Source organism: Caproiciproducens sp. CPB-2 (genome assembly GCF_036287215.1).
Lineage (GTDB): Bacteria > Bacillota > Clostridia > Oscillospirales > Acutalibacteraceae > Caproiciproducens.
The window spans coordinates 1,237,993-1,263,004 of sequence record NZ_CP142860.1; the positions used below are offsets into that span (position 1 = coordinate 1,237,993).

Genomic DNA, 25,012 nt, shown 5'->3' on the forward strand with positions numbered 1-25,012 from the left:
TACTATCATTAATAGCTTAGAAAGTAAATGAAGCGATCTCTAAAATCAGAGGCATTCTCCAAGCTTTTTCTCGCAGTTTCTACAAAACCGCCCAATTGCTTCCCAACACGGAATGTTTTATAATGAAAATCAGAAAAATGGGACCAATGATATTTTGGTAGAAAGGGCGGATTTGCGTGTCCTCTGTTTTTATTGTGGAAGATGATGTGAAAATCAGACAGGAGCTGACAAGGCTCCTTGAAAAATACGGCTATGCCTGTGCTTCGTCGGATGATTTTGCCCATATGCCGGAGGTGATCCTGAAGGAAAATCCACAGCTCGTGCTTCTGGATATCAACCTGCCGGTTTACGACGGGTACCATATCTGCCGGGAAATCCGGCGCAGCTCCCAGCTTCCCATTATCATCGTGACCAGCCGCGACAGCGACGTCGACGAACTGATGAGCATGAGTTTGGGTGCGGACGATTTTATTACGAAACCCTACAATACGCAGATTCTGCTTGCGCGGATCGCCTCCGTCTTAAAGCGCGCTTATCCGTCCGAACCGGTCAGCGTCCTTTCCCACCGGGGGCTGGAGCTCGACCTTTCCCGCGGGACCGCGCGTTTCGGGGAAAACGAGACGGAGCTTTCCAAAAACGAACTGCGCATTCTGCACGTGCTTCTGTGCAACCGGGGCCGCATCGTTTCCCGCGAGGAAATCATGAACGACCTGTGGCAGTCGGAGGAATTCGTGGACGACAACACGCTGACGGTCAACATCAACCGGCTGCGCAAAAAGCTGGACGGCATCGGCGTGCGCGATTATCTGACGACCAAACGGGGTCTGGGGTATCTGGTATGAGTCTGAAAAATTTTTTAGCGGATAAGATTTATCATTTGCTCTTTGTGGTGCTGACGGCCTTTTTTGCGGCCGTACTGCTGTCCGTTCTGAAAGTGGGCGCTTATGCCGCCCTTTTTGTTCCGCTGGTGTTTCTGGCGGGGGAAGCGGCTGCGCTGGCATTGGAATTTCTCAGGAAAAGGGAATTTTATAACGGAATGCTTGAAAACCTGGAAAAGCTGGACAAAAAATATCTGATTTCCGAAATGCTGGACGAGCCGTCCTTTCTTGAGGGAAAGCTGCTTTGCGAATGTGTGAAGACGGCCGGCAAGGCGATGAACGACGAGATCGCCGGGTACCGCCGCGCTTCCAGCGAATACCGGGAATACATTGAGACATGGGTGCACGAGGTCAAAACGCCGATTTCCTCCAGCAGGCTGATGATTGAAAACAACAAAAACGAGGTCACGATCAGCTTAAATGAGGAACTATCAAAAATAGAGAATTATGTGGAGCAGGCACTTTTCTATTCCAGAAGCAACCATGTGGAAAAGGATTACGTCATCAAAAGCATCACGCTGAAAGCGCTTGTCGGCTCGGCGCTCAAAAAGAATTCCGCCGCGCTGATCGAAAGCAGGACCCATGTGGAAACCTCCGCGCTGGACAAAACGGTGTTTACCGACGGGAAGTGGACGGACTTCATTATCGGCCAGATTCTGATGAACTCCGTAAAGTACCGGAGCCGGGAGCCGGAAATCAAAATTTACGGGCTTCAGAATCAGAACAGCGTTACACTGATGATTTCGGACAACGGGATCGGTATTTCGAAAAAAGACCTGGGCAGGGTGTTTGAAAAGGGTTTTACCGGCGAAAACGGAAGAACCTCCGCAAAATCGACCGGGATCGGGCTGTATCTGTGCAAAAAGCTCTGCGATAAGCTGAACCTCGGCGTCTCGATCGCGTCCACCGAGGGAAAGGGGACGCTGGTTTCCATCGTCTTCCCGAGAAGCAACATGTTTGAATGATCCGCTTCAAGCTTACAAAACTGTAAGTCTGCCGTAAGGGAAATCAATGGTTTGTTCCGTAAAATTGTATTATACTGTTAATACAATTTGAAAAGGAGAAAAACAGATGCAAAAAATTCTGACGGTTGAGAATGTTGAGAAATATTACGGAAATAAAGGCAACCTGACCAAAGCGGTGGACGATATCAGCTTTGAAGTGGAAAAAGGGGAATTCGTCGGCATCATGGGCGCTTCCGGCAGCGGAAAAACGACGCTGCTGAACTGTATTTCCACCATTGATTCCCCGACGGCCGGCCATATCATCATCGACGGAAAGGATATTACCCGGCTGAACTCCGCAAGGCTGTCCCGGTTCCGCCGCGAACAGCTCGGGTTTATCTTTCAGGATTTCAATCTGCTGGACACACTGACCGCGTATGAAAACATTGCGCTCGCGCTGACCATTATCAAGACTCCGGCGGGGGAAATCGACGTGCGCGTGCGCCAGGTCGCGAAGAAACTGGAGATCGAGGATGTCCTGAAAAAGTATCCGTACCAGATGTCCGGCGGACAGAAGCAGCGCGTCGCCTCGGCCCGCGCCATCGTCACCCAGCCCGCGCTGATTCTGGCGGATGAGCCCACCGGCGCGCTGGATTCCAAATCTTCCCGGATGCTGCTGGAAAGCTTTGAAACGCTCAACAGCAATCTGGAAGCGACCATCCTGATGGTCACGCACGACGCGTTTACCGCCAGCTACTGCCACCGGATCCTGTTTATCAAGGATGGCCGGATTTTCAACGAGCTGGTCCGCGGGGGCGACACCCGCAGGCAGTTCTTCAATAAAATCATTGAGGTCGTGACCCTGCTCGGAGGTGACAACGCCAATGTTCTCTAAGCTTGCTTTCAAGAATGTCACGAAAAGCATCCGCGATTTCACCGTCTATTTTTTGACCCTGACGTTCGGTGTAAGCCTGTTTTATGTTTTCAATTCCATCGATTCCCAGACCGCGCTGCTGGAGGTCAGCAAGGCGCAGGCGAGAATCATTGCGTCGCTGATTACCACGATCGACTATGTGTCCGTTTTTATTTCCATTATTCTGGGCTTTCTGGTCGTTTACGCGAACCAGTTCCTGATCAAGCGCCGGAAAAAAGAGCTTGCCGTTTACATGACGCTCGGCATGGCGAAAGGCAAGATATCGCGCATTTTGATTCTGGAAACGATGATTATCGGCGTGTTTTCGCTTGCGGTGGGCCTTTTGGTCGGCGTGTTTGCCTCCCAGTGGCTTTCCGTTGTCACCGCGAAGCTGTTCGAGGTGGACATGAAAGCGTTCCTTTTTACGTTTTCCACCCACGCGTTTTATAAGACCGTCCTGTATTTCGGAATCATCTTTCTGATCGTGATTGTTTTCAATACGATTGCGGTCTCGCGGTATAAACTGATCGATCTGCTGAACGCTTCGAAGAAAAATCAGAAGCTGCGGTTTACGCATCTCTGGATTTCGGTGATCCTGTTTCTGGTGGCGCTTGTCTGCATCCTCACCGCCTATCACCTGATTATCGACAACGGCATGATGGAGGTGAATTCCGAGTTTACGGCGGCCATTGTTCTGGGCAGCATCGGTACGCTGCTGTTCTTTATGTCCCTGTCCGGCTTTTTGCTCCGCGTGGTGAAGGCGAACAAAAAGCTGTATCTCAAAAACCTGAACATGTTCGTGCTGCGCCAGATCAATTCTAAAATCAATACGACCTTCGTCTCCATGTCCGTCATCTGCATCATGCTGCTGGTCACCATCGGCACGCTGTCCACGGGGATAGGGCTTTCCGACGTGCTCAGCAAGGACCTGAAGGGCGCTACGCCGTATGACGCGACCTACACCTATTATTATTCGTATGGGGAGGACGAACTGAAACGCAATGCGCTGGCGGATGATATCGCCGGGCAGATGATTGCCCATGGCGTCGATTTGGACGGACTGACCAGGTCGTACGCACAGATGACCGCTTATTACACCGATCATCTGAAGTACTCCGAGCTGTTTCTGCCGGGTGCGCCGTCACAAGGCAAGCTGATGGAACAGAGTAAAGACGCTGCGGTGGTTTGTGTTTCGCAAAGCGACTACAACGCGGCCGCAAAGCTGCAGGGGAGGCCCACGGTTTCCCTGCGGGACGATGAATTCCTGATCAACTGCAGCTACGTCGATATGAAGCCCGTGATCGAGTATTTTCTGAATCATAAGGATACGGTTGTGCTGAACGGGAAAACGCTGAAGGCGCAGAGCCGCCAGTATCTGGATACCGCCTTCCAGACAAGCATGATGATGGCCGATCCCGGAACGCTGATTGTGCCGGACGCGCTGGTGGAAGGCCTGAAAAAAGAGATCGCTTTTCTCAATCTCCAGTATAAAGACGGCGTTACCGACGAACAGTTCGTTGCGGCGGTAGAAAAGGTTTATCCTGAAGAATCGGCCGATGAGTCTTCCACCCCCTATCACACATCTCTTACCAAACAGCTGGTCTACGATCAGAGTACGGGGATCAAGACGATGATTTCGTATCTCGCGATCTATATCGGGCTTGTCTTCCTGATTACCAGCGCCGCCGTGCTTGCGCTGCAGCAGCTTTCCGAAGCCTCCGACAATCTGGAGCGCTATGGCCTGCTGAAACGGCTCGGCGCGGAACAGAGGATGATCGATCACTCCCTGTTTGTCCAGATCGCCATCTATTTTATGCTTCCGCTTTCTCTTGCGGTCGTCCATTCGGCGGTCGGCATCTATGTCGCCAATTCGCTGGTGGCGCAGTTCGGCCATCTGGATATTTTGGGAAACACCCTCATTACCGCCGTGTTTTTCCTTGTTATCTACGGGGGCTATTTCCTCACGACCTATTTCGGCAGCAGGAGCATGATTCATCAAAGGCAGAACTGATATGATTATTCTTTTATTGATCAAGCTGCTGCTGATTTATTTCCTTTCCTGCTGTGAAAGATTTCTTTAAGCCTTTCAGCCGCCGGTCATTTTGACCGGCGGCTGTTGTCTTTCTTCCCCAAAGAATATATAATGGAATTACCAAATCATAACAGGGGAAACGATATGAAAAACGATTTTGTATACACCGGTTATCCTTCGCTCTCGGAGCATCTTCTTTCGCTGGCCGACGAGCCGTACCGCGAAATGCAGTATAAAATTGTCCCCGGGGTGGAGCATATTCTCGGCGTGCGTATCCCGAAGCTGCGGGCGCTTGCAAAGCAGATCGGGAAGGGCGACTGGCGCGCCTGCCTCGCGGGGCTGCGGGACGCCTCTATGGAAGAAATCATGCTGCGCGGGTTTCTCATCGGCTATGCCAAAATGGAGCAGGACGAGCTTTTCGCCCTGATCGCGGACTTTGTCCCGAGAATCAACAGCTGGGCGGTGTGCGACGGCTTTTGCTCCACCCTGAAAGCGGCGGCGAAGGACCGGGAAAGGCTGTTCGCATTTTTACAGCCGTATCTGCGAAGCGGCAGAGAATACGAGCTGCGCTTTGCCGTCATCATGCTGATGGACTATTTTATTACGGACGAAACCATCGATCCGGTCCTGAAAATCTACTACCGGGTGCGTCACGACGGCTACTATGTCAAAATGGGCGTGGCGTGGGCGCTGTCCGTCTGTTTTGTGAAATATCCGGAAAAGACCATGGCTTATCTGCAGACGGACGGCCTGGACGACTGGACCTACAACAAAACGCTGCAGAAAATCGTGGAATCCTTCCGTGTGGATGACCGGACCAAAGCGGTCATCCGGGGAATGAAACGCAGGGGGAAGTAAATGGAATATCAGCTGATCCGTTCCCGGCGCAAAACCGTTGCCATCTGTGTGGACCGGGACGGCAACGTGACTGTCCGCGCCCCGCTCAGGGCCGCCCAGGGGACAATCGACCGCTTTGTCCGTGAAAAGCAGGAATGGATCGAGGAGAAGTCCTCTCAGATGGCGGCGAACGCCGCTGCCCGGCAGGAATTCCGCGTTTCCCCGGGCTCGACGCTGCCGCTGATGGGGAAGGAATACCCGGTACTGCCCGGGGAACACGTCGCTTTTGACGGGACGGGTTTCCTCCTGCCGCAGGAAGCGTTTGAAACGCTGAAACCGAAGCTTGTCCGCCTGTATCAGTCGATTGCGCAGGACGTCCTTTCACGCAGGACGGATGATTATGCCGGGCGCACCGGCTTTCGGCCCTCGGGCGTGCGGATTGGCTCGGCGCGTACCTGCTGGGGTTCCTGCTCCGGAAAAAACCGCCTGAGTTATTCGTGGAAGCTGATTCTCGTCCCGCCGGAGCAGATCGACTATGTGATCGTCCACGAGCTTGCGCATACCGTCGAGCATAACCATTCCCCGCGCTTCTGGGCGCTGGTCGGGCAGATCCTGCCGGACTATCCGGAGCGGCGCAGACAGCTGAAGGCTTCCGCGCAGAAGCTGCAGAAGCAGGGATGGGATTGATTGCGGTCCCAATGGGTATAAACTGATTTGCAGGGGGAACATTGAACATCAAAAGAAAGGGAGATTATTGATGGTAAAAGAGGAAATATTGCGCAAATATGCGCGCCTGGCGGTCTGCATGGGGGTCCATGTACAGCCGGGACAGATGCTTGTTCTTACGTCGTCCGTGGAGTGTGCGTATTTTACCCGCCTGTGTGTGGAGGAAGCATACCGGGCGGGCGCCGGGGAAGTGCTTGTCCTTTGGAACGACGAAGCGGTAACGAAGCTTGCCCTTCAGCAGGAAAGCACGGAAACGCTGGCCCGGATAGCTCCGTGGAAGATTGAGCAGAAGAGAAACTGCATCGACCAAAAATGCTGTTTCCTGTATGTCGAGTCCGCGACTCCCGGACTTCTGGCGGGAATTGACGGAAAGAAGCTCCAAACTGTCCGTATGGCGAAAGAAACCGCGTTTGAGCCGTTTGAATACTATACCATGGCGAACTACGGCCAGTGGTCCATCGTCGCGATTCCGACCGTCCCGTGGGCGAAAAAAGTCTTTCCTGACCTCAGCGGCGAAAAGGCCCTTGCCGCGCTGTGGGACGCGGTTCTCACAAGCGTCCGGATTACGGAGGATAACGACCCGGTCGCCGAGTGGGAGCGGCACAATGAGGAGCTCAGCCATCACTGCGAGTTAATGAACGGGTTCCGCTTCAAGTCCCTCCATTTTAAAAACGGATTGGGAACGGACCTGACGGTCGGACTTGTTAAAGACCACATCTGGGCGGGCGGCTGCGACAGGGCGAAAAACGGCGCGGTTTTCAATCCGAATATGCCGACCGAGGAAGTCTTTACCATGCCGGATAAATACAGAGTGGACGGCCGCGTATACGCCACAAAGCCGCTGAGCTACCAGGGCAAGCTGATCGAAAATTTCCATCTGGATTTTCAGGACGGAAAGGTAATCGGTTTTCAGGCGGAAAAGGAAGAGGATACCCTGAAAAATCTGATCGGATTCGACGAGGGCAGCTGTTACCTCGGCGAAGTGGCGCTGATTCCGTACGACTCGCCCATTTCACGGCTGGGGATTCTGTTCCTGAACACGCTCTTTGACGAAAATGCCTCCTGCCATCTGGCGCTCGGCGCTTCCTACCCGGACAATCTGAAAAACGGCGCGGAATTAAAGCGGGAAGAGTTGGAAAAACTCGGCTCCAACTATTCCAAAATCCACTGTGATTTTATGTTCGGAAGCGCGGATATGGAGATTACCGGTACCACGTGGGCCGGAAAACAGATCGCTGTATTCCGGAACGGAAATTTCATCATTTAAATTAAGAAAAGCGGTTCGCTTTTGTGGCCGCTTTTTTGCGCCTTAAAGCAAAAAAGCGGGAGAAGGAATGCGGGAATCGGTTTTTGAAAAACATTTAACAATTAGCCATGGTTTCCTTGACAAATTCCATTGTACAGACTAAAATATTATATGTTAGCAGAGGCTAACATATAATGCCTGAGGAGCATCACAAGTTAATAAGAAATCAGATGATGGAGGCTCTTATGACCTTAAATGAACTGCAAATCGGCCGTAAATCAAAGATTGTTGAAGTCAGGGGTGAGGGCGCGCTGCGGCGCAGGCTGCTGGATATGGGACTGACTCCCCACACAGAGGTGATGGTGAGAAAGGTTGCGCCGATGGGCGATCCGATTGAAATCCATCTTCGGGGCTACGAACTGACCATTCGGATTGAGGATGCAAAAAAGATTGAAGTGGAAGGGACGTTAAGCCGATGATTTTTGCGTTAGCCGGGAACCAGAACAGCGGAAAAACAACGCTGTTCAACCAGCTCACCGGTTCCAACCAGCATGTGGGAAATTTTCCGGGGGTTACGGTTGAACGAAAGGACGGGGTGATCCGCGGGCACCGCGACGTAACGGTGGTGGATCTTCCGGGCATCTATTCTCTTTCCCCTTATACCAGTGAAGAAATTGTCACCCGCGACTTTATACTGAACAACCATCCGGACGGGATTATCAATATCGTGGACGCAACCAATGTTGAGCGCAATCTTTACCTGAGCATGCAGCTGATCGAGCTGAATCTTCCCATGGTAATCGCTTTGAACATGATGGATGAGGTCCGCGCCAACGGCGGGACCATTATTATAGAAAAATTTCAGAAAGAACTCGGTGTGCCGGTCGTTCCCATTTCGGCCAGCAAGAATGAAGGGATCGACGAGCTGATTGAAACGGCGATCAGCACCGCCGCGGCGAAGCAGAAACCGAAGCGCCAGGACTTTTGCACCGGCGCAGTACATAGAGCCATTCACTCCGTAGCCCATCTGGTGGAGGATCACGCCGAACGGATCGGCGTACCGCCGCGCTTCGCGGCGACGAAGCTGGTCGAGGGCGACGATCCCATAATGAACGCGCTGGGCCTTTCGGACAACGAAAAGGATATGGTGGGCCACAGCGTAACGGAAATGGAACGGGAGCTCGGCACCGACCGGGAAGCCGCCCTGGCGGATATGCGCTACACGTTTATCGAAGGACTGTGCAAGGATTCCGTTGTAAAAATAGGGGAATCCAAAGAACACCGGCGCAGCGTGGCGATCGACGAAATCCTGACGCATAAATATCTCGCGATCCCGATTTTTCTTGCCATTATGATGCTGGTATTTTACCTGACCTTTGGGGTGATCGGCAGCGCGCTGAGCGACCTTCTTTCCCTCGCCATCGACTTCCTTACCGAAGCCGCCAGCGCGGGCCTGACCGCGTACGGCATCAACCCGGTCGTGCATTCGCTTCTGATCGACGGCGTATTCGCCGGGGTCGGCAGCGTGCTTTCGTTTTTACCCATCATTGTGGTGCTGTTCTTTTTCCTTTCCATTCTGGAAGACAGCGGGTATATGGCCCGGGTCGCCTTTGTCATGGATAAGCTGCTCCGCAAGATCGGGCTTTCCGGCCGCAGTTTTGTGCCGATGCTGATCGGGTTCGGCTGCTCCGTTCCCGCCATCATGGCGACCCGCACTCTTTCCAGTGAGCGTGACCGCAAAATGACCATCCTCCTGACTCCCTTTATGAGCTGCAGCGCAAAGCTGCCGATTTACGCGATGTTTACCGTCGCGTTCTTCCCGAAGCACCGCGCGCTGGTGATGATCGCCCTTTATGTTACCGGAATCCTCGTCGGCATTATCAGCGGTCTGATCCTGAAAAGCACGCTTTTTCACGGAAAACCGGTGCCGTTTGTCATGGAACTGCCAAACTATCGCCTTCCCAGTGCGAAAAGTGTTGCATTGCTGATGTGGGATAAGGCAAAGGATTTTTTAACGCGTGCGTTTACCGTTATCTTTGTGGCAACGATTATCATATGGTTCCTTCAGACCTTTGACACGCGCTTGAATGTGGTGGCCACCAGCGCCGACAGCATGCTCGCCGGCGTCGGCAAGGTGATCGCGCCGCTGTTTGCGCCGCTCGGCTTTACCGACTGGCGTGTTTCCACCGCTTTGATTACCGGCTTTACCGCCAAAGAAGCGGTCGTCAGCACCCTTGCGGTTCTGACCGGAACCAGTGTTTCCAATCTGCCCGCGGCGCTGTCCCAGCTTTTCACCCCGCTGACTGCGTGGTCGTACCTGACCTTTACGCTGCTTTATACACCCTGTGTGGCGGCGATCAGCGCTGTCCGGCGTGAAATGAACAGCTCGAAAAATGCGGTGGCCATGGTGCTTTACCAGACGGGCGTCGCCTGGATCGTGGCGTTTTTCGTCTATCATATCGGCCTTTTGATTTGCCGCTGACGGCGGGAGGGAGCGTTATGCAGCTGATTGATTATGCAATTCTGGCGGTGATCGCCGTATTGCTTGTGTTTGCGATCCGGTATTCCTACCGGCACAGAAACGAATGCTGCGGCGACTGCAGCCGGTGCGCATCCTGTCATTCCTGTACCAGAAAAGATAAAAAATAGAAATTTATCTCTCCTTTGCCTTCCCGGCAAAAGAGAGATTTTTTCTTGCTCAAACACTATTCAAACACATTGCGCCGTGATAGAATAGAAACGTTGCAATCAGGCAGGAAAATTGGTTTGGGGAGATAATAATATATGGAACAGACAAGGCACCATTACGGACTATTCACTACGGTAACCATGATTATCGGTATTTGCATCGGCTCCGGAATTTTCTTTAAGAGCGACAATATTCTGGCGGCTACCGGAGGAAGCGTCCCGCTTGGCGTTCTTGTTTTCGTGCTGGGTGCGACCAGCATCATTTTCGGCGGGCTCTGCATCAGCGAGCTGGCCTCCCGCGCCGACCGCCCCGGCGGGATCATCACGTATGTGGAGGAATTCGCGAGCGAAAAACTCGCCTGTGGGATGGGCTGGTTCCAGATTTTTGTGTATTTTCCCACCATTGCCGCGGTGGTTTCGTGGGTGGTCGGCATTTACATCTGCCTTTTGTTCGGATGGGAAGGCACACTGGAAAATCAAATGCTGATCGGCTTTCTCTTTTATACGCTGAACTTTGTGATGAATTCCCTGTCCGCCAGGCTGGGAGGTGGGTTCCAGAATTTTTCCACCATCAGCAAGATGCTTCCTTTGGCCGTCATTGCGGTATGCGGCCTGTTTTTCGGCAATCCCGCCAAAGGATTTCAAAGCGTTGCCCCCTCTACCCTGGGGGGAGCGGCCTGGCTTTCCGCCATTGGGCCGATTGCCTATTCCTTTGACGGCTGGTCCATTTCCACTTCCATTGCGCCGGAAATCCGCGATTCCAAAAAGAACCTGCCCCGCGCGCTGGTGATTGCGCCGGTCATTATCCTGATTACCTATGTCGCGTATTTTGTCGGCGTTTCCAGCCTGCTGGACCCTCAGAAAATCGTCGCGCTGCAGGACGCTCATGTCTATACGGTCGCTAAAAATCTGTTCGGCGGTTTCGGTGCGCAGCTGGTCCTGATTTTCGTTATTATTGCGGTAATGGGTACGGCAAACGGCATTATTCTGGGTTATATCCGCCTTCCGTACTCCATGGCTCTGCGAGGAAAAGGGATGTTCCCGCTTGCCGGAAAGCTCTCAAAGCAGGATGGAAAACATGGAATGCCGGTGAATTCCGCAATCTTCTGCTATGTTATCACCACGTTCTGGGCGGCAATTCATTTTATCACCGTCAAATTCGGGCTGCTCCCCAATTCGGATGTTTCTGAAATCGCTATCGTTATGAGCTATATTTTTTATATTATTCTGTACTACAAGGTGTTTGCGCTTTACCGCGCGGGAGAAATCAAAAGTGCTTTCCGCGGGGTTGCCGTTCCCATTCTGGCGACGCTCGGCTCCCTCTTCATCCTTTCAGGCGGCCTGCAAAGCAAGCTCTTCTTCCTGTACGCGGCGTTCTGCATTCTGGTGGTGCTGGCTGCTCTGCTTTATTACCGGAGGCACCATTTATCTGTTTCATAAAATTGAATGGACAGCTTTTAAGGCAGGGACTTATGTAAGGCATAAAATTGCCTGCCTTTCAAACCGACAATAAAAAGGACTCAGAACTATCTTTGTTCTGAGTCCTTTTGCTATGGGTCAATAGGGCTGTTTGGTCCCCGAATATATGAAAGGGATTCCATAAAACCGTCAGAACCCATTGAAATTTTGCTGTCCGGATTGATTCTTTGTGCCTGACAAAGCTCTCCTTTCATGTCAGAATTCTCTAAATGGATGTATTACCAAGCTATCAATTCAGCTGTGAAACAGATATGATGAAATCGATTTCATTATTTAAATTGTCTAATTATACTTTATATAATTAGGTAATATTATAATTGATATCTAAAAAATATTAAGATATAATAAAAGCACACTAAGAGATGAACCAAATAATTTATAAATTTATGAAACCAGTTTTATAAATTTTCTGCAACAAAATCTTTGCGAAGGGTGTATTGACCATTGCTTACAATAAAAGACATCGCAAAAATTGCAAAAGTATCCCCTGCAACGGTTTCCAGAGTCATCAATAACAGCGGCTATGTAAAGATGGAAACCAGAGCTATTGTGGAGGAAACTATCCGCGAAAACGGATATGTTCCCAATGTTCTGGCAAGAAACCTGAGTAAAAACGAAACAAATACCATTGGCGTTGTAGTACCGGATATCAACAATCCGTTTTTTGGCGAGGTCATCAAGGGAATTACAATGAAAGCGGAGAAATCCAACCTGAATATTCTGCTCTGTGACACCAACGAGCGCGAAGAGAACGAGCGGCGCTCGCTGAAAATGCTGAAAGGGCAGAAGCTGAAGGGAATCATTATTACGCCGACCTCAGACGCAAATGAATTCAATGCGGAATATCTGAAATTTATGGAAAGCATCGGCATTCCCATTGTCCTGATCGACAGAGATGTGAAGCATTCCAAATTTGACGGCGTGTTTATTGATAATATTGCCGGTACCTTTGAGGGAATGCAGGCGCTGATTCAGAACGGGCACCGGCGGATCGCCATTATCGCGGGCCCCAAGACTTCCAAGCCGGGGCGCGACCGTCTCAGAGGGTATAAACAGGCCCTCGAAGCCTATCAGATTCCGTTGGACGAAAACCTGATTTTCTACGGCGATTTCAGGCTTGAAAGCGGATATGAAATCACGAAGAAGATATTTGCCATGTCGCCGCTTCCCACCGCTATTTTTTCTTCCAACAATATGATGACGCTTGGGTGCATTAAATATCTGAATGAAACCGGGAAGAAGATCGGGGAAGATATTTCATTGCTTGGTTTTGATGAAATTGAAATGCTGAATATTCTTAATATCAAGATATCGGTGATCGACCGTCCCACCTTTGCCATGGGTGAAGTGGCCATTACACTGCTGATGGAAAAACTGGAATCCGGTAAAAATACGGACAACATCCAGCGGACCATTCTGATGCCGAAACTGATTCTGCGCGGTTCCGAAAAATTAAAAGGGCTCAGGTGATTTTTTATACCATAATGTGGAACCGATTACATATTTTTAAATGGAGGAATGATTATGAAACAGCAACACATTACCGTATTCGGAAGCTTTGTTGTTGATCTGATGTCAAGAGCGCCCCATCTGCCCGTACCCGGAGAGACCGTAAAAGGGTCGGTGTTCCGGATCGGACCCGGCGGCAAAGGCTTCAATCAGGGGGTCGCGGCCAAGAAAGCCGGCGCGGATGTCACAATGGTGACAAAAATCCGGCGCGATACCTTCGGCAATATCGCACTGAATACGATGAAGGAACTGGATATGGATGCAAGCCATGTGTTTTTTTCGGAAAAAAGTGAAACCGGTGCCGCATTGATCATGGTGGATGAAACGACCAGCCAGAACGCGATCATGGTTACGCTGGGCGCATGTTCCGAAATTACGAAGGAAAACGTGGACTCCGTTGAGGAAGTCGTCAAAAACTCAGGGTATCTTTTAACGCAGCTGGAAACCAATGTGGATGCCGTGGAGCGCGTCGTGGACATGGCGCACCGTTACGGCGTGACCGTTGTTTTCAATACGGCTCCCGTACAGCCGATCAGCGACGAGCTCCTGAGAAAGGTCGACATCATTACGCCCAATGAGGTGGAAGCGGAAATTCTGACAGGCATTCAGGTTGACAGCGAGGAAAACGCACAGAAAGCGGCGGAGTATTTCTTCGGAAAAGGGGTAAAAACCGTTGTCATTACCCTTGGAAAACGGGGTGTGTTCGTTTCAACGAAGCAAAAGCACGGAATTCTTCCCGTACCCAAGGTGGATGTGCTTGACACTACGGGCGCGGGAGACGCCTTCAACGGCGCGCTGGTTGCGTCTCTTGCGGAGGGCAAGGATATCTGGGAAGCCTGCGGGTTTGCAAACGCGGCGGCGTCCATTTCCGTCACACGGATGGGGACGACTCCCTCCATGCCTGTGCGCAGCGAGATCGATCAGTTCTTGTCGGAACATAAATGAAGCAAACGTCCTGAAAACAGTCAAAGGAGAGAACGCAAATGTTAAAAGGTGGAATTTTAAACGCGCAGCTTGCCCATGTGCTGGCTGATCTCGGCCATAAGGATACGCTGGTTGTCAGCGATGCCGGTCTGCCCGTTCCGGACGGAGTGGAAAAGGTAGATTTGGCGTGGAAGCCGAACGAACCAAAGTATCTTGACGTTCTGAAAGAAATTCTGGACAGCATTGTGGTGGAAAAGGCGATTCTTGCAAAAGAACTGAAAACGGTCAGCCCGGACATGCATCGGAAGATTTTAGAAGTGCTTCCAAAGGATATTCCGATAGAGTATGTAGACCATGTGGACCTGAAAGAAAAAACCAAATCCTCCAGGGCGATTGTCCGCACCGGGGAATTCACCCCTTATCCGAGCGTTATTTTGGTTTGTGCATGTGCCTACTAAGTAAGGAGGTCAAAGAATGCCGGAAGACGATATCATTTTAAAACTGGATTCCATTGTCAAAATTTTTCCGGGCGTAAAAGCACTTGACGGTGTACACCTTGAAATAAAAAAAGGCGAAATTCATGCTCTGTGCGGTGAAAACGGCGCGGGCAAATCCACGCTGATGAAGATTATTTCCGGCGCGCATCCCTACACTTCCGGGAACATGTATTTTGAGGGTGAAAAAATTTCTTTCCACTCTACGAAAGAAGCCAGAGACAAAGGAATTTCCATGATTTATCAGGAATTCAACTTGATCCCATATCTTTCAGTTGCCGAAAATATTTTTCTGGAAGCTCTTCCAAAAAAGAAGAACGGGCTGTTTGACTGGAAAACGCTGAATCAGAAAGCAAAAGAACTGCTAAAACGGCTGAAGCTGAACGTTGATCCACAGCTTCCGGTCAATAAGCTGTCTGTTGCACAGGCGCAGATGGTTGAAATCGCCAAGTGCCTGTCCAGAAACGCAAAGGTTATCATTATGGATGAGCCGACAGCGGCGCTGACCGATGAGGAAATCGACATCCTGTTTTCCATCATCCGGTCGCTCTCGCAGGAAGGTATTTCGATCATTTACATATCCCATCGTCTGGATGAAATCTTCAAGCTGGCTGACCGGGTCACGGTTTTCCGGGACGGAAAAAATGTGGCGACAAAAAATATCGGGGACATTGGCTATCAGGAGCTGGTGTCGATGATGGTGGGTAAGGACATTTCGGACCTGTATCCCCACAGAGAGTATTCCGGGAAGGAAACGGTTTTGGAAGCAAAGAACATTACGGGGCGCGGAGTAAAGGACGTCAGCTTCGCGTTGAAAAGGGGAGAAATCCTCGGCATCGCCGGGCTGATGGGGTCCGGAAATATCGAGCTTTCCAAAATTTTGTACGGAGCCATCCCCATGGAAAAGGGCGAAATAAAAATCGGGAATGCACCGGCGGACTGCAGCACTCCGCGCAAAGCGCTCCGTTCCGGAATCGGATTTGTTTCCGACGACCGGAAAAACGAGGGACTGATTCTCATCCGGAGCGTAAAGGAAAATATTTCGCTGTCATCGCTGAAAAAAATATGCAGCCATTCTTTCGTGAACCATAAGGCAGAGGAGAAAATGGTAACCAAGAACATTCGCTCCCTGAATATTAAGGTAAGTTCCTACAACCAGCTGGGACAGAATTTAAGCGGCGGAAATCAGCAAAAGGTGGTCTTTGCAAAAATCCTTGAAACGGTCCCGTCGATCTGTATTATGGATGAGCCTACCCGCGGAGTTGATGTCGGCGCAAAGTCGGAAATTTATCAAATCATGAACCGGATGACGGAAGAAGGGAAAAGTATCATTCTGGTTTCATCAGATTTACCGGAGCTCATTGGGATGAGCGACCGAATACTGATTATGAGGGAAGGAAAAATTGTCATGTCCTTAAATAGAAATGAATCTAATCAGGAATTGATTTTGGCCTATGCCGCAGGAGGTGTTGGTGAATGAATGCGAAAGAGAAAACTTTTCGGGTTTTAACCGTACATAGAACGAGCATCATTCTTGTCCTGATCCTGATTGTCGCCGCATTCCTGTCGCCCGCCTTTTTAAGCGCCTCCAACATGCTGAACGTGATCCGGCAGGTTTCCATTACCGCCATTATCGGCGCAGGGATGACGTTTGTGATCCTGACAGGCGGAATTGATCTTTCGGTGGGCTCCGTTGTGGGACTGGCCGGCGCGTTTTCCGCCGGTGTGCTGCAGACGACGGATTCCGTTCCGCTCGCCGTCGGCATCGGTCTTTTAACCGGTCTTATCTGTGGATTCATCAACGGATTCTTTATTGCAAAGTGCGGCATTCCAGCCTTTATCGCCACATTGGCAATGATGACCCTCCTGAGAGGCTGCATTCTGGTTTATACCAACGGCACGCCGATCTCCGTACAGTCGGATATCTATAAGGCTGTGGGAAAAGGCAGCCTTGCCGGAATCCCCGTTCCGATTATTATTCTATTGTTCGTTTATCTGGCCGCCTATATTTTACTTACGCACACCGCTTACGGGCGCACGGTTTACGCAATCGGCGGAAACCGTGAGGCGGCCAGGCTTTCCGGAATTTCCGTTGTGAAGAACGAATGGATTGTCTATATCATCATCGCTTTGCTTTCCAGTCTGGCCGGAATCATCCTCACCGCAAGGCTTGGTACAGCGGCCGCCACGGCGGGGGAAGGATATGAAATGGATGCCATCGCCTCCGTTATCATCGGCGGAACCAGTCTGGCGGGAGGCCAGGGCTTTATTCTTCCGACGGTAATCGGCGCGCTGATTCTTGGAGTGCTTGACAATATCCTCACACTGATGAACGTAAACCCGTTTGCCACCAATATTGTGAAGGGCGTTGTCATTCTTATCGCCGTATTGGCCGACAAGAAATTCAAGGACTTGTCAGCTAAAGTTAATCAATAAATTGGCAGAAAGAAAGGGAGAAGTTTATGAAAAGGTCAAAAAAATTATTGGCGTTAGTACTATCCGCAGCGATGATTGCCGCGACAGCCGCGGGCTGTTCCACCGGAGCCGCAACCAGCACCGCTGAATCAAAAGCGGCGGAGAGCGCTGCACCCGCCCAAAGCTCGAACAAACAGCTCGTCATTGGTCTTTCAATGAATACGCAGACTAATCCGTTCTTTGTCAGCGTGAAAGAGGGCGCCCAGAAAGGTGCGGATGAGCTGGGAGCCAAGCTGGTCGTAACCGACGCGCAGAACGATGCGTCCACCCAGATGAAGGATGTTGAAAACCTGATTACACAGAAACCGGACCTCATCATCATCGACCCGGCCGACAGCGACGCGATCGTATCTGCCATTCAGGAAGCGAATGACGCGAAAATTCCGGTGATTACGATCGACCGTGCCGCGAAGGGCGGGGAAGTCGTCAGCCACATGGGCTTTAACGCGATCAAAGCGGGCGGCCTTGAGGGACAGTTTATCGCCGATACGCTGAAAGGCAAAGGAAATGTAGTGGAAATTCAGGGCATTATGGGCACGAATGTTGCGCAGGACAGAAGCAAAGGCTTTAACGATGTCATTGCAAAATATCCGGACATCAAGAAGGTTGCCACGCAGAGCGCGGATTTTGACAGAGCCAAGGCAATGAAGGTCATGGAAAATATTCTTCAGGCGAACAAGGATATTCAGGCCGTCTACGCGGCGAACGACGAGATGGCGCTCGGATGCCTCGAAGCCATTGAAGCAGCCGGGCGGACAAAGGACATCGTACTGGTGGGCAATGACTGCCTCGACGATACCATGAAAGCAATTAAGGAAGATAAGATGAAGGCCACCATCAACGAGCCCCCTTATTTCCTGGGCAAAAACGCGGTTCAGACCGCCGTCAAATATCTGAAGGGCGAAAAGGTTGAAAAGAGCGTGATCCTTGAATCCACTCTGGTTACAAAAGAAAACGTCGATTCCGTAAAGACCAGAGATTAGTCTGATTTTACCGGTGGGCCGCGGCACCAGAGCGGCCCACCGATTTTCGGTGAAAATACGGGCGGAGCCTGCCTTTCATGAATGATACAGGAGGAAAATAATGGAACTGGAAACTTATATCGATCACACACTTTTAAAACCGAACGCAACCAAAGGACAGATAGAAACACTCTGTAAGGAGGCAAGGGAACACCATTTTGCTTCCGTTTGCGTCAATTCGTATTATGTGCCCTTGGCAAATACGCTTTTAAAGGATTCCGGAGTCACTGTGTGCTGTGTCGTCGGCTTTCCGCTCGGCGCAATGTCCACACAGGGAAAGGCCTCTGAAACAAAACAGGCGGTACAGGACGGCGCCGGCGAGGTGGATATGGTGATCAATATCGGTGCATTGCTTGACGGGGATTATGAGGCCGTGCTTCAGGATATCCGGGCGGTTGCCCGCGAAGCACATCCAAAGGCGTTATTAAAAGTAATTATTGAAACCTGTCTTTTGAACGATGAACAAAAAGTAAAAGCCTGTGAACTCGCTGTGGAGGCGGGCGCCGATTTTGTAAAAACGTCGACCGGTTTCAGTACCGGAGGCGCTACTGTCCGCGATGTTGGGCTGATGAAACGTACCGTACAGGGAAAAGCAAAGGTAAAGGCTTCCGGCGGTGTCCGGACCTATGAGGATGCCATGAATATGATTCATGCCGGCGCGGACCGGATCGGTACAAGCAACGGCGTCAAGATGATGGAACACTGAGAAAATATTCTGTAAAAATACAAAGGGAAATGCCGCGTTGCACAGCCGATCACTGCCGCAGCACGGCATTTCCCTTATCAGGCTTACAGCAAGCCCAGAAGCCTTACGGTGCCGGCAAAGAGGAAACAGATCACCATGCCCGCGGCGGTGGGAACCGCGAACGAGACAGCCGTCCATTTCCAGCTCTGCGTTTCCTTCCGGATGGTCAGGCAGGTTGTGGAGCACGGCCAGTGCATTAAGGAAAACAGCATGGTGCATACGGCGGTCAGCCAGGTCCACCCATTGCTGAGAAGAAGGTTTTTCAGCTCTTCCAGGCTTCCCAGTTCCAGAATACTCCCTGTGGACATGTACGCCATGATGATGATCGGCACCACGATTTCATTGGCGGGAAATCCCAGAATAAACGCGAGCAAAATCACCCCGTCCAGCCCCAGAAGATTTGCGAACGGGTCGAGGAAATTCGAGCAGTGGAGCAGCAGGCTGGCTCCGCCGGCATGGATATTGGCCAGCAGCCAGATAATCAACCCGGCGGGGGCGGCCACGACCACCGCTCTGCCCAGAACGAACAGGGTGCGGTCGCAGATGGAGCGGACGATCACTTTCCCTATCTGCGGCCTGCGGTAGGGGGGAAGCTCCAGTGTAAAGGAGGAGGGGATTCCTTTCAGGATGGTGACGGAGAGAAGCTTTGAGATGATAAAGGTCATAAAGATTCCCAGAATGATCGTGCCCGTCAGCAGGCAGGTGGAGAAAAAGGATTGAAACGGCGCGGAAACCGTTCCGACAAAGAACATGGAGATAATCGCGACCAGGGTGGGGAACCGCCCGTTGCAGGGAACAAAGCAGTTGGTAATGGTGGCGATCAGCCTTTCCCGCGGCGAATCGATAATCCGGCATCCCGACACGCCGCACGCGTTGCAGCCGAACCCCATACACATGGTCAGCGCCTGTTTTCCGCAGGTGTGGGCTTTTTTGAAATATTTGTCCAGATTGAAGGCGATCCGGGGCAGGTACCCCAAGTCCTCCAGCAGGGTAAACAGGGGGAAGAAAATCGCCATGGGCGGCAGCATCACCGATACGACCCACGCAAGCACGCGGTAAATACCCATGACCAGCATGCCGGAAACCCACGAGGGCGCGCCGATCCGGCTGAAAAACGCGAGCAAAATATCCTGAAAGCGGAACAGGGCATCCGAGAGCAGCGCGGACGGGTAGTTCGCGCCGGTAATGGTGATGTAAAAAATCAGCATCAGAAGCAGAATCATAATGGGAAAGCCGCTCCATTTGCTGGTCAGTATCCGGTCGATTTTCCGGTCCCTTGCGTTGTAGCTGTCGGATTCAAACTTTACCGCGTCGGCGCAGATCCCCTCGGCGGTGATAATCAGGCAGGAAACGATCCGGTCGCGCAGCGCTTCGCCGCTGATGCCGTTTTCCTCCAGACGCCGTCTGGCCTGCTCGATTTTTGAGGCGACGGGTTCCTCCAGCGCGGGATTGAATCCAAGATAGTCGCTCATGCTTTTGAGAAGGCTTTCGTCGTTGTCGATCAGCTTCAGCGCCGCCCAGCGGGAATTCAGCTTTTCACCGAGGCATGCTTTCACGGCGGGTTCCACAATGGAGATGGCTTCTTCGATCGGCGCAATGTATTTTAATTGAATCGGCCTGATGAAATTTTCCGTTTTCAGGCTGCCGACCGTTTCCATCAGCTTCCCGAGTTTTTTTCCGCTCCGGGCCGTAACGCCGACGACGGGAACGCCCAGGTCCTTCTGTAAGCTGCCGAAATCAATACGGATGTGTTTCTTTTTTGCTTCGTCCATCAGATTCACACAGACTACAACGTGGTCGGTGATTTCGATGGTCTGCAGCACCAGGTTCATGTTCCGTTCCAGACAGGTCGCGTCACAGACGACGATGACCGCGTCCGGATTTCCAAAGCAGATAAAATCCCGCGCTACCTCCTCTTCGGCGGAATGCGCCATCAGGGAATATGTACCGGGAATATCGACCATGATATAGTTGATTCCGTCATAAGAGCATTTTCCCTGCGCGTTCGTCACGGTTTTGCCCGGCCAGTTGCCGGTGTGCTGGTTCATGCCGGTCAGGGCGTTGAAAACGGTGCTTTTGCCCACATTGGGATTTCCGGCCAGCGCTACGACCCTGTCGTCGGGATTTTCCCTGTTTATGGTAAGGCCGGAATCGATCCATTTGATCCCGGTCGGGTTTGCCGCCAATCCCACCACAATCACTCCTTATCAGTTTTTTATGAAAAGCAATTCTGCAAGCGCAAATTTTCATTTGTATTCGCAGAATTGCATTGAGTCCGGATTAATTCGCGCTGATCATCACGTTACTGCTGTCTTCCTGTCTGAGCGCGATGACCGCGCCGCGGATTAAATAGGCAATGGGGTCGCCTGAAGGGCTTTTTTGAAGGCATTCGACCTGCGTTCCTTCGATCAATCCAATATCCTGAAGCCGCCGTCTCATGCTTCCGGTTGAGCGCAGCTTTTTCACAGTAGCGGTTTGGCCGACCTTTAGGCTGTTCAACGTACTGATTTCATTCAATTCAGAAGCCTCCTTGTATCCTGAATATCGTTCTTTTTGAGTCCCCTTACACTATAATATTGGTGAAAACGATTTTTGTACCATTCAGATGACGAATATTCGGCGCAAAACGAAAGGAGCAGGGAAGACAGCGATCGGACTGTCTTCCCTGCTCCTTTTAAAGAATAAACCTGTTAAATTTCGTAATCGACGCAGTCCCTGCCGCACACAAGCGAGTGGACGACCTGCTTCACGGCGACGTGCGCGGGGTGGTCCTGATAGTTGTCCTGCGCTTCCCTGGTGGTGAATTCACAGTACAGAACCAGATCAAAGGTGCCGCCGTTGTAGTTGCGGCCGACTTCAATCGCCGTCAGCCCGTCCACCACGCCCAGCAGCGCTTTGAACCTTTTTTGCAGGTCCTCCGCGACCGCGTCAATGTTTTTCCTGGCGTCTTTTGTCAGGGTCCATAGGACAATGTGTTTTACCATGTGATTTTCCTCATTCCTTATTATATCATTTTATCTGAGCAAATCATTTTTACATATCAAATAAGTTCAATCCTGTAACTTCATCCGGGCGGCGTCCCACGGAACCCTTTACGGTATGGATAAACATTTCGCACGTAGCGCTGACGACGGCTTCGTTCAGATGTCCGCCGAAGACATGCCCCTGCGCGTCGGCAAAATTGGCATGCAGGTGCAGATACACTTCTCCGTCTTTTTCCGTGACATTTCCGGTCAGTGCGGTCATTTCCATTTCCCCGTCAAGGGTGTTGGAATAATACTTTTTTTCCCCGACACGGTAAAGGCCCACGACCGCGTGACCCACCGCGCCAAGGGCGGTAACGCTGGCAAGCCCGACATTTTCCTTCTCACAGATAGCCTTCAGGCTCTGGATAATTTCCTCGCCGCGGTCGATCCGGGCCACGATGGTGTCTCCGAAAATCCTGTACGTCATGATGGTTCATTCCCCGTTTCCTTTTCTTTTATAATAAGCTTACTGCCATCGTAATCGATTGTCAACGTTGTTTTGGGCTTTAAATCATGGGAGATGATGGCCTTTGCGATCAAGGTCTCCACCTTGCTCTGAATCAGCCTTTTCAGCGGACGGGCGCCGTAAACGGGGTCATAGCCCTGATCCACGACGTACTCTTTGGCGGCGGGCGTCAGCTTTACGCCGAGCTGTTTTTCTTCCAGACGCTTCTGCAGGTCCTCGATCAGAAGATCGACGATCCGGTCGATTTCCGGTCTGGTCAGCGGCTTGTAGAAGACGATTTCGTCCAGACGGTTTAAGAATTCCGGGCGGAACTGCTGCCTGAGCATGGCGTGTACCTGCGATTTGGCTTCCCCGCTGATTTGCCCGTCCGACTGTATCCCTTCCAGAATCGTGCTGGAGCCCAGATTGGAGGTGAGGATGATGATGGTGTTTTTAAAATCCACCGTCCTGCCCTGGGAGTCGGTGATTCTGCCGTCGTCCAAAACCTGCAGCAGAATATTGAACACGTCGGGATGCGCCTTTTCTACCTCGTCGAACAGCACGACGGAGTACGGGTGCCGGCGCACCGCTTCCGTCAGCTGGCCGCCCTCCTCGTAGCCGACGTAGCCCGGAGGCGCCCCGATCAGGCGGGACACCGAGTATTTTTCCATGTATTCGGTCATATCGATGCGCACCATGTTGTGCTCGTCGTCAAACAGCGCCTGTGCCAGCGCTTTGGCCAGCTCGGTTTTGCCTACGCCGGTGGGGCCGAGGAACAGGAACGAGCCGATCGGCCGGTTGGGGTCCTGAATGCCCGCGCGGGAGCGGAGAATGGCTTCCGTTACTTTTTCCACGGCCTCGTCCTGCCCGATCACCCTTTCGTGCAGGATGTCGTCCAGCCTCAGAAGCTTTTCGCGCTCTCCTTCCATCAGCCTGGAAACCGGGATACCGGTCCAGCGCCCGATGATCTTCGCAATCTCCTCGTCGGTGACCCTGTCGCGCAGCAGGGAGTCGGAAGCCTGCGTCCGTTCCGCAATCTGTTCCTCCGCTTCCAGCTGCCTGGTCAGCTCGGGGAGCTTGCCGTATTTGTATTCCGCCGCTTTGTTCAGGTCATAGCTGCGTTCCGCTTTTTCAATTTCCGCATTGACCTTTTCGATTTCTTCGCGCAACTTCTGGACCTTGGAAATAGCCTGCTTTTCGTTTTCCCATTTTGCTTTCATTTCCTTGAACTGTGCGCGCAGGTCGGCCAGCTCCTTCTGGATTTCCTTCAGATGCTTCTGGGAAAGGGAGTCGGTCTCCTTTTTCAGCGCCGCTTCCTCAATTTCATGCTGCATGATTTTCCGGGAAATCTCATCGAGCTCCGCCGGCATTGAATCGATTTCCGTGCGGACCATCGCGCAGGCTTCATCCACCAGGTCGATCGCCTTGTCCGGCAGGAACCGGTCGGAGATGTACCGGTTGGAAAGCACGGCGGCCGCAATCAGCGCCTGATCCTGAATTTTGACGCCGTGGAAAACCTCGTACCGTTCCTTCAGCCCGCGCAGGATGGAAATGGTGTCCGCCACGCTGGGCTCTTCCACCATGACCGGCTGGAAACGCCGTTCCAGCGCCGCGTCCTTTTCAATGTACTGGTGGTACTCGTTCAGGGTGGTGGCGCCGATACAGTGCAGCTCGCCGCGCGCAAGCATGGGCTTTAAAATATTGCCCGCGTCCATGGAGCCTTCGGTTTTGCCCGCGCCCACAATGGTGTGCAGCTCGTCGATAAACAGAAGGATCCTGCCGTCGCTCTTTTTGACCTCGTTCAGGACGGCCTTGAGCCTTTCCTCAAACTCGCCGCGGAACTTTGCCCCGGCGATCAGCGCGCCCATGTCCAGGGAGAACAGCTTGCGCTCCTTCAGGTTGTTCGGCACATCCCCGCGCACAATGCGGATGGCAAGGCCCTCGGCGATGGCCGTTTTACCCACGCCGGGCTCGCCGATCAGGACGGGGTTGTTTTTGCTTTTGCGGGAAAGGATGCGGATGACGTTGCGGATTTCGGAGTCCCTGCCGATGACCGGGTCCAGCTTGTGGTTTTTCGCCAGCTCCACCAGATCCTGCCCGTACTTGGAAAGCGAATCGTAGGTTTCCTCCGGGGTGTCGCTTGTCACCCGGGTATTGCCGCGCACAGTGGACAGCGCGGCGAGAAATTTGTTTTTGCTGATGCCGAAGGTGTTGAAAACGGTCTGTACCCCGGCGTTCGGGTGGTTCAGGAGGGCCAGCAGAATATGTTCAACCGAGACGTATTCGTCCTTCATGCGCTCGGCTTCCTTTTCCGCGCCGACCAGCGCCGCGTCCACATCCGCCGAAACATAGACTTTTCCCGGCTCGCGTCCCGGACCGGTCACGCCGGGCAGCTTCGCGGCCTGCTGTTCCACGCTGCGCAGAACGGCTTCCGGCTGGATATCCATCTTTTTAAAAAGCTGGGGGATCAGGCCGTTTTCCTGCGTCAGAAGCGCCTGCAGCAAGTGTTCTTCCTCGATCTGCATATTATTGTGTTCAATCGCGATATTCTGCGCTTCCTGGATAGCCTCCAGTGATTTTTGGGTAAATTTCTGAGCGTTCATAAAATCAAACCTCCTCGCTCATCTTC

The 25,012-nt window shown here is 52.0% G+C and carries 23 protein-coding genes; 18 read left to right on the forward strand and 5 right to left on the reverse strand.

Going from position 1 to position 25,012, the window contains the following annotated elements; translation table 11 throughout:
- Window positions 1–176: 176 nt before the first annotated feature.
- The 18 genes from VXK30_RS06125 (at window position 177) to deoC (ending at window position 18,873) form a co-directional block, all read left to right on the forward strand.
- Complete coding sequence (locus VXK30_RS06125) at window positions 177–842, forward strand: response regulator transcription factor (RefSeq protein WP_442868010.1); 666 nt, start codon at window positions 177–179, stop codon at window positions 840–842.
- A complete protein-coding gene (locus VXK30_RS06130) occupies window positions 839–1,843 on the forward strand; it encodes a sensor histidine kinase (RefSeq protein WP_275716792.1) in 1,005 nt (334 codons plus the stop codon). Before VXK30_RS06125 ends, VXK30_RS06130 begins: the two co-directional genes overlap by 4 nt.
- 106 nt (window positions 1,844–1,949) lie before the next feature.
- Entirely contained in the window at window positions 1,950–2,717 is a 768-nt protein-coding gene (locus tag VXK30_RS06135; RefSeq protein WP_141827724.1) for an ABC transporter ATP-binding protein, read from the forward strand.
- Window positions 2,707–4,746: an FtsX-like permease family protein gene (locus tag VXK30_RS06140; RefSeq protein WP_275716788.1), complete on the forward strand. Its 2,040-nt coding sequence runs from the start codon at window positions 2,707–2,709 to the stop codon at window positions 4,744–4,746. The genes VXK30_RS06135 and VXK30_RS06140 overlap by 11 nt, the downstream gene beginning before the upstream one ends.
- Before the next feature lie 165 nt (window positions 4,747–4,911).
- Entirely contained in the window at window positions 4,912–5,625 is a 714-nt protein-coding gene (locus tag VXK30_RS06145) for a DNA alkylation repair protein (protein WP_275716786.1), read from the forward strand.
- Window positions 5,626–6,291: a M48 family metallopeptidase gene (locus VXK30_RS06150; RefSeq protein ID WP_275716784.1), complete on the forward strand. Its 666-nt coding sequence runs from the start codon at window positions 5,626–5,628 to the stop codon at window positions 6,289–6,291.
- Between the two features lie 70 nt (window positions 6,292–6,361).
- A complete protein-coding gene (locus VXK30_RS06155) occupies window positions 6,362–7,597 on the forward strand; it encodes an aminopeptidase (RefSeq protein WP_275716782.1) in 1,236 nt (411 codons plus the stop codon).
- A 224-nt stretch (window positions 7,598–7,821) separates the two neighbouring features.
- Window positions 7,822–8,055, forward strand: coding sequence for a FeoA family protein (locus tag VXK30_RS06160; RefSeq protein WP_243122606.1), 234 nt, complete (start codon window positions 7,822–7,824; stop codon window positions 8,053–8,055).
- Window positions 8,052–10,058 (forward strand): ferrous iron transport protein B, encoded by a 2,007-nt coding sequence (gene feoB / locus VXK30_RS06165; RefSeq protein ID WP_275716780.1) that lies wholly within the window; start codon window positions 8,052–8,054, stop codon window positions 10,056–10,058. Before VXK30_RS06160 ends, feoB (VXK30_RS06165) begins: the two co-directional genes overlap by 4 nt.
- 17 nt (window positions 10,059–10,075) lie before the next feature.
- Window positions 10,076–10,225 (forward strand): FeoB-associated Cys-rich membrane protein, encoded by a 150-nt coding sequence (locus tag VXK30_RS06170; RefSeq protein ID WP_275716778.1) that lies wholly within the window; start codon window positions 10,076–10,078, stop codon window positions 10,223–10,225.
- 135 nt (window positions 10,226–10,360) lie between these two features.
- Complete coding sequence (locus tag VXK30_RS06175) at window positions 10,361–11,704, forward strand: APC family permease (RefSeq protein WP_275716776.1); 1,344 nt, start codon at window positions 10,361–10,363, stop codon at window positions 11,702–11,704.
- Window positions 11,705–12,187: 483 nt separating this feature from the next.
- On the forward strand, window positions 12,188–13,213 hold the full coding sequence (locus VXK30_RS06180; RefSeq protein ID WP_275716773.1) for a LacI family DNA-binding transcriptional regulator: 1,026 nt from the start codon (window positions 12,188–12,190) through the stop codon (window positions 13,211–13,213).
- A gap of 54 nt (window positions 13,214–13,267) precedes the next feature.
- Window positions 13,268–14,197: a ribokinase gene (gene rbsK / locus VXK30_RS06185; protein ID WP_275716771.1), complete on the forward strand. Its 930-nt coding sequence runs from the start codon at window positions 13,268–13,270 to the stop codon at window positions 14,195–14,197.
- Between the two features lie 38 nt (window positions 14,198–14,235).
- Window positions 14,236–14,634: a D-ribose pyranase gene (gene rbsD, locus VXK30_RS06190; protein ID WP_275716769.1), complete on the forward strand. Its 399-nt coding sequence runs from the start codon at window positions 14,236–14,238 to the stop codon at window positions 14,632–14,634.
- Window positions 14,635–14,650: 16 nt separating this feature from the next.
- A complete protein-coding gene (locus tag VXK30_RS06195) occupies window positions 14,651–16,150 on the forward strand; it encodes a sugar ABC transporter ATP-binding protein (RefSeq protein WP_275716767.1) in 1,500 nt (499 codons plus the stop codon).
- Window positions 16,147–17,106 carry an ABC transporter permease gene (locus VXK30_RS06200; protein ID WP_275716765.1) on the forward strand — a complete coding sequence of 320 codons (960 nt, stop codon included), beginning with the start codon at window positions 16,147–16,149 and terminating at the stop codon, window positions 17,104–17,106. Before VXK30_RS06195 ends, VXK30_RS06200 begins: the two co-directional genes overlap by 4 nt.
- A gap of 26 nt (window positions 17,107–17,132) precedes the next feature.
- Window positions 17,133–18,128 carry a substrate-binding domain-containing protein gene (locus VXK30_RS06205; RefSeq protein WP_275716763.1) on the forward strand — a complete coding sequence of 332 codons (996 nt, stop codon included), beginning with the start codon at window positions 17,133–17,135 and terminating at the stop codon, window positions 18,126–18,128.
- A gap of 100 nt (window positions 18,129–18,228) precedes the next feature.
- Window positions 18,229–18,873, forward strand: a complete 645-nt coding sequence (deoC, locus tag VXK30_RS06210; RefSeq protein ID WP_275716761.1) for a deoxyribose-phosphate aldolase — start codon at window positions 18,229–18,231, stop codon at window positions 18,871–18,873.
- Window positions 18,874–18,956: 83 nt separating this feature from the next.
- Here deoC and feoB (VXK30_RS06215) read toward each other — a convergent pair whose 3' ends face one another.
- The 5 genes from feoB (VXK30_RS06215) to clpB form a co-directional block, all read right to left on the reverse strand.
- Window positions 18,957–21,104 (reverse strand): ferrous iron transport protein B, encoded by a 2,148-nt coding sequence (feoB, locus tag VXK30_RS06215; protein ID WP_275716759.1) that lies wholly within the window; start codon window positions 21,102–21,104, stop codon window positions 18,957–18,959.
- An 88-nt stretch (window positions 21,105–21,192) separates the two neighbouring features.
- Window positions 21,193–21,429: a FeoA family protein gene (locus VXK30_RS06220; protein WP_038323477.1), complete on the reverse strand. Its 237-nt coding sequence runs from the start codon at window positions 21,427–21,429 to the stop codon at window positions 21,193–21,195.
- 173 nt (window positions 21,430–21,602) lie between these two features.
- Window positions 21,603–21,896 (reverse strand): Dabb family protein, encoded by a 294-nt coding sequence (locus tag VXK30_RS06225; RefSeq protein ID WP_275716757.1) that lies wholly within the window; start codon window positions 21,894–21,896, stop codon window positions 21,603–21,605.
- 49 nt (window positions 21,897–21,945) lie between these two features.
- Complete coding sequence (locus VXK30_RS06230) at window positions 21,946–22,365, reverse strand: PPC domain-containing DNA-binding protein (protein WP_275716755.1); 420 nt, start codon at window positions 22,363–22,365, stop codon at window positions 21,946–21,948.
- On the reverse strand, window positions 22,362–24,986 hold the full coding sequence (clpB, locus tag VXK30_RS06235) for an ATP-dependent chaperone ClpB (protein ID WP_275716753.1): 2,625 nt from the start codon (window positions 24,984–24,986) through the stop codon (window positions 22,362–22,364). The genes VXK30_RS06230 and clpB overlap by 4 nt, the downstream gene beginning before the upstream one ends.
- Window positions 24,987–25,012: the final 26 nt, after the last annotated feature.

Coding starts and splice junctions, on each gene's coding strand:
- VXK30_RS06130 (WP_275716792.1), top strand. CDS start 839: ATGAGTCTGAAAAATTTTTTAGCGGATAAGATTTATCATTTGCTCTTT.
- VXK30_RS06135 (WP_141827724.1), top strand. CDS start 1,950: ATGCAAAAAATTCTGACGGTTGAGAATGTTGAGAAATATTACGGAAAT.
- VXK30_RS06140 (WP_275716788.1), top strand. CDS start 2,707: ATGTTCTCTAAGCTTGCTTTCAAGAATGTCACGAAAAGCATCCGCGAT.
- VXK30_RS06145 (WP_275716786.1), top strand. CDS start 4,912: ATGAAAAACGATTTTGTATACACCGGTTATCCTTCGCTCTCGGAGCAT.
- VXK30_RS06150 (WP_275716784.1), top strand. CDS start 5,626: ATGGAATATCAGCTGATCCGTTCCCGGCGCAAAACCGTTGCCATCTGT.
- VXK30_RS06155 (WP_275716782.1), top strand. CDS start 6,362: ATGGTAAAAGAGGAAATATTGCGCAAATATGCGCGCCTGGCGGTCTGC.
- VXK30_RS06160 (WP_243122606.1), top strand. CDS start 7,822: ATGACCTTAAATGAACTGCAAATCGGCCGTAAATCAAAGATTGTTGAA.
- feoB (WP_275716780.1), top strand. CDS start 8,052: ATGATTTTTGCGTTAGCCGGGAACCAGAACAGCGGAAAAACAACGCTG.
- VXK30_RS06170 (WP_275716778.1), top strand. CDS start 10,076: ATGCAGCTGATTGATTATGCAATTCTGGCGGTGATCGCCGTATTGCTT.
- VXK30_RS06175 (WP_275716776.1), top strand. CDS start 10,361: ATGGAACAGACAAGGCACCATTACGGACTATTCACTACGGTAACCATG.
- rbsK (WP_275716771.1), top strand. CDS start 13,268: ATGAAACAGCAACACATTACCGTATTCGGAAGCTTTGTTGTTGATCTG.
- rbsD (WP_275716769.1), top strand. CDS start 14,236: ATGTTAAAAGGTGGAATTTTAAACGCGCAGCTTGCCCATGTGCTGGCT.
- VXK30_RS06195 (WP_275716767.1), top strand. CDS start 14,651: ATGCCGGAAGACGATATCATTTTAAAACTGGATTCCATTGTCAAAATT.
- VXK30_RS06200 (WP_275716765.1), top strand. CDS start 16,147: ATGAATGCGAAAGAGAAAACTTTTCGGGTTTTAACCGTACATAGAACG.
- VXK30_RS06205 (WP_275716763.1), top strand. CDS start 17,133: ATGAAAAGGTCAAAAAAATTATTGGCGTTAGTACTATCCGCAGCGATG.
- deoC (WP_275716761.1), top strand. CDS start 18,229: ATGGAACTGGAAACTTATATCGATCACACACTTTTAAAACCGAACGCA.
- VXK30_RS06225 (WP_275716757.1), bottom strand. CDS start 21,896: ATGGTAAAACACATTGTCCTATGGACCCTGACAAAAGACGCCAGGAAA.
- VXK30_RS06230 (WP_275716755.1), bottom strand. CDS start 22,365: ATGACGTACAGGATTTTCGGAGACACCATCGTGGCCCGGATCGACCGC.
- clpB (WP_275716753.1), bottom strand. CDS start 24,986: ATGAACGCTCAGAAATTTACCCAAAAATCACTGGAGGCTATCCAGGAA.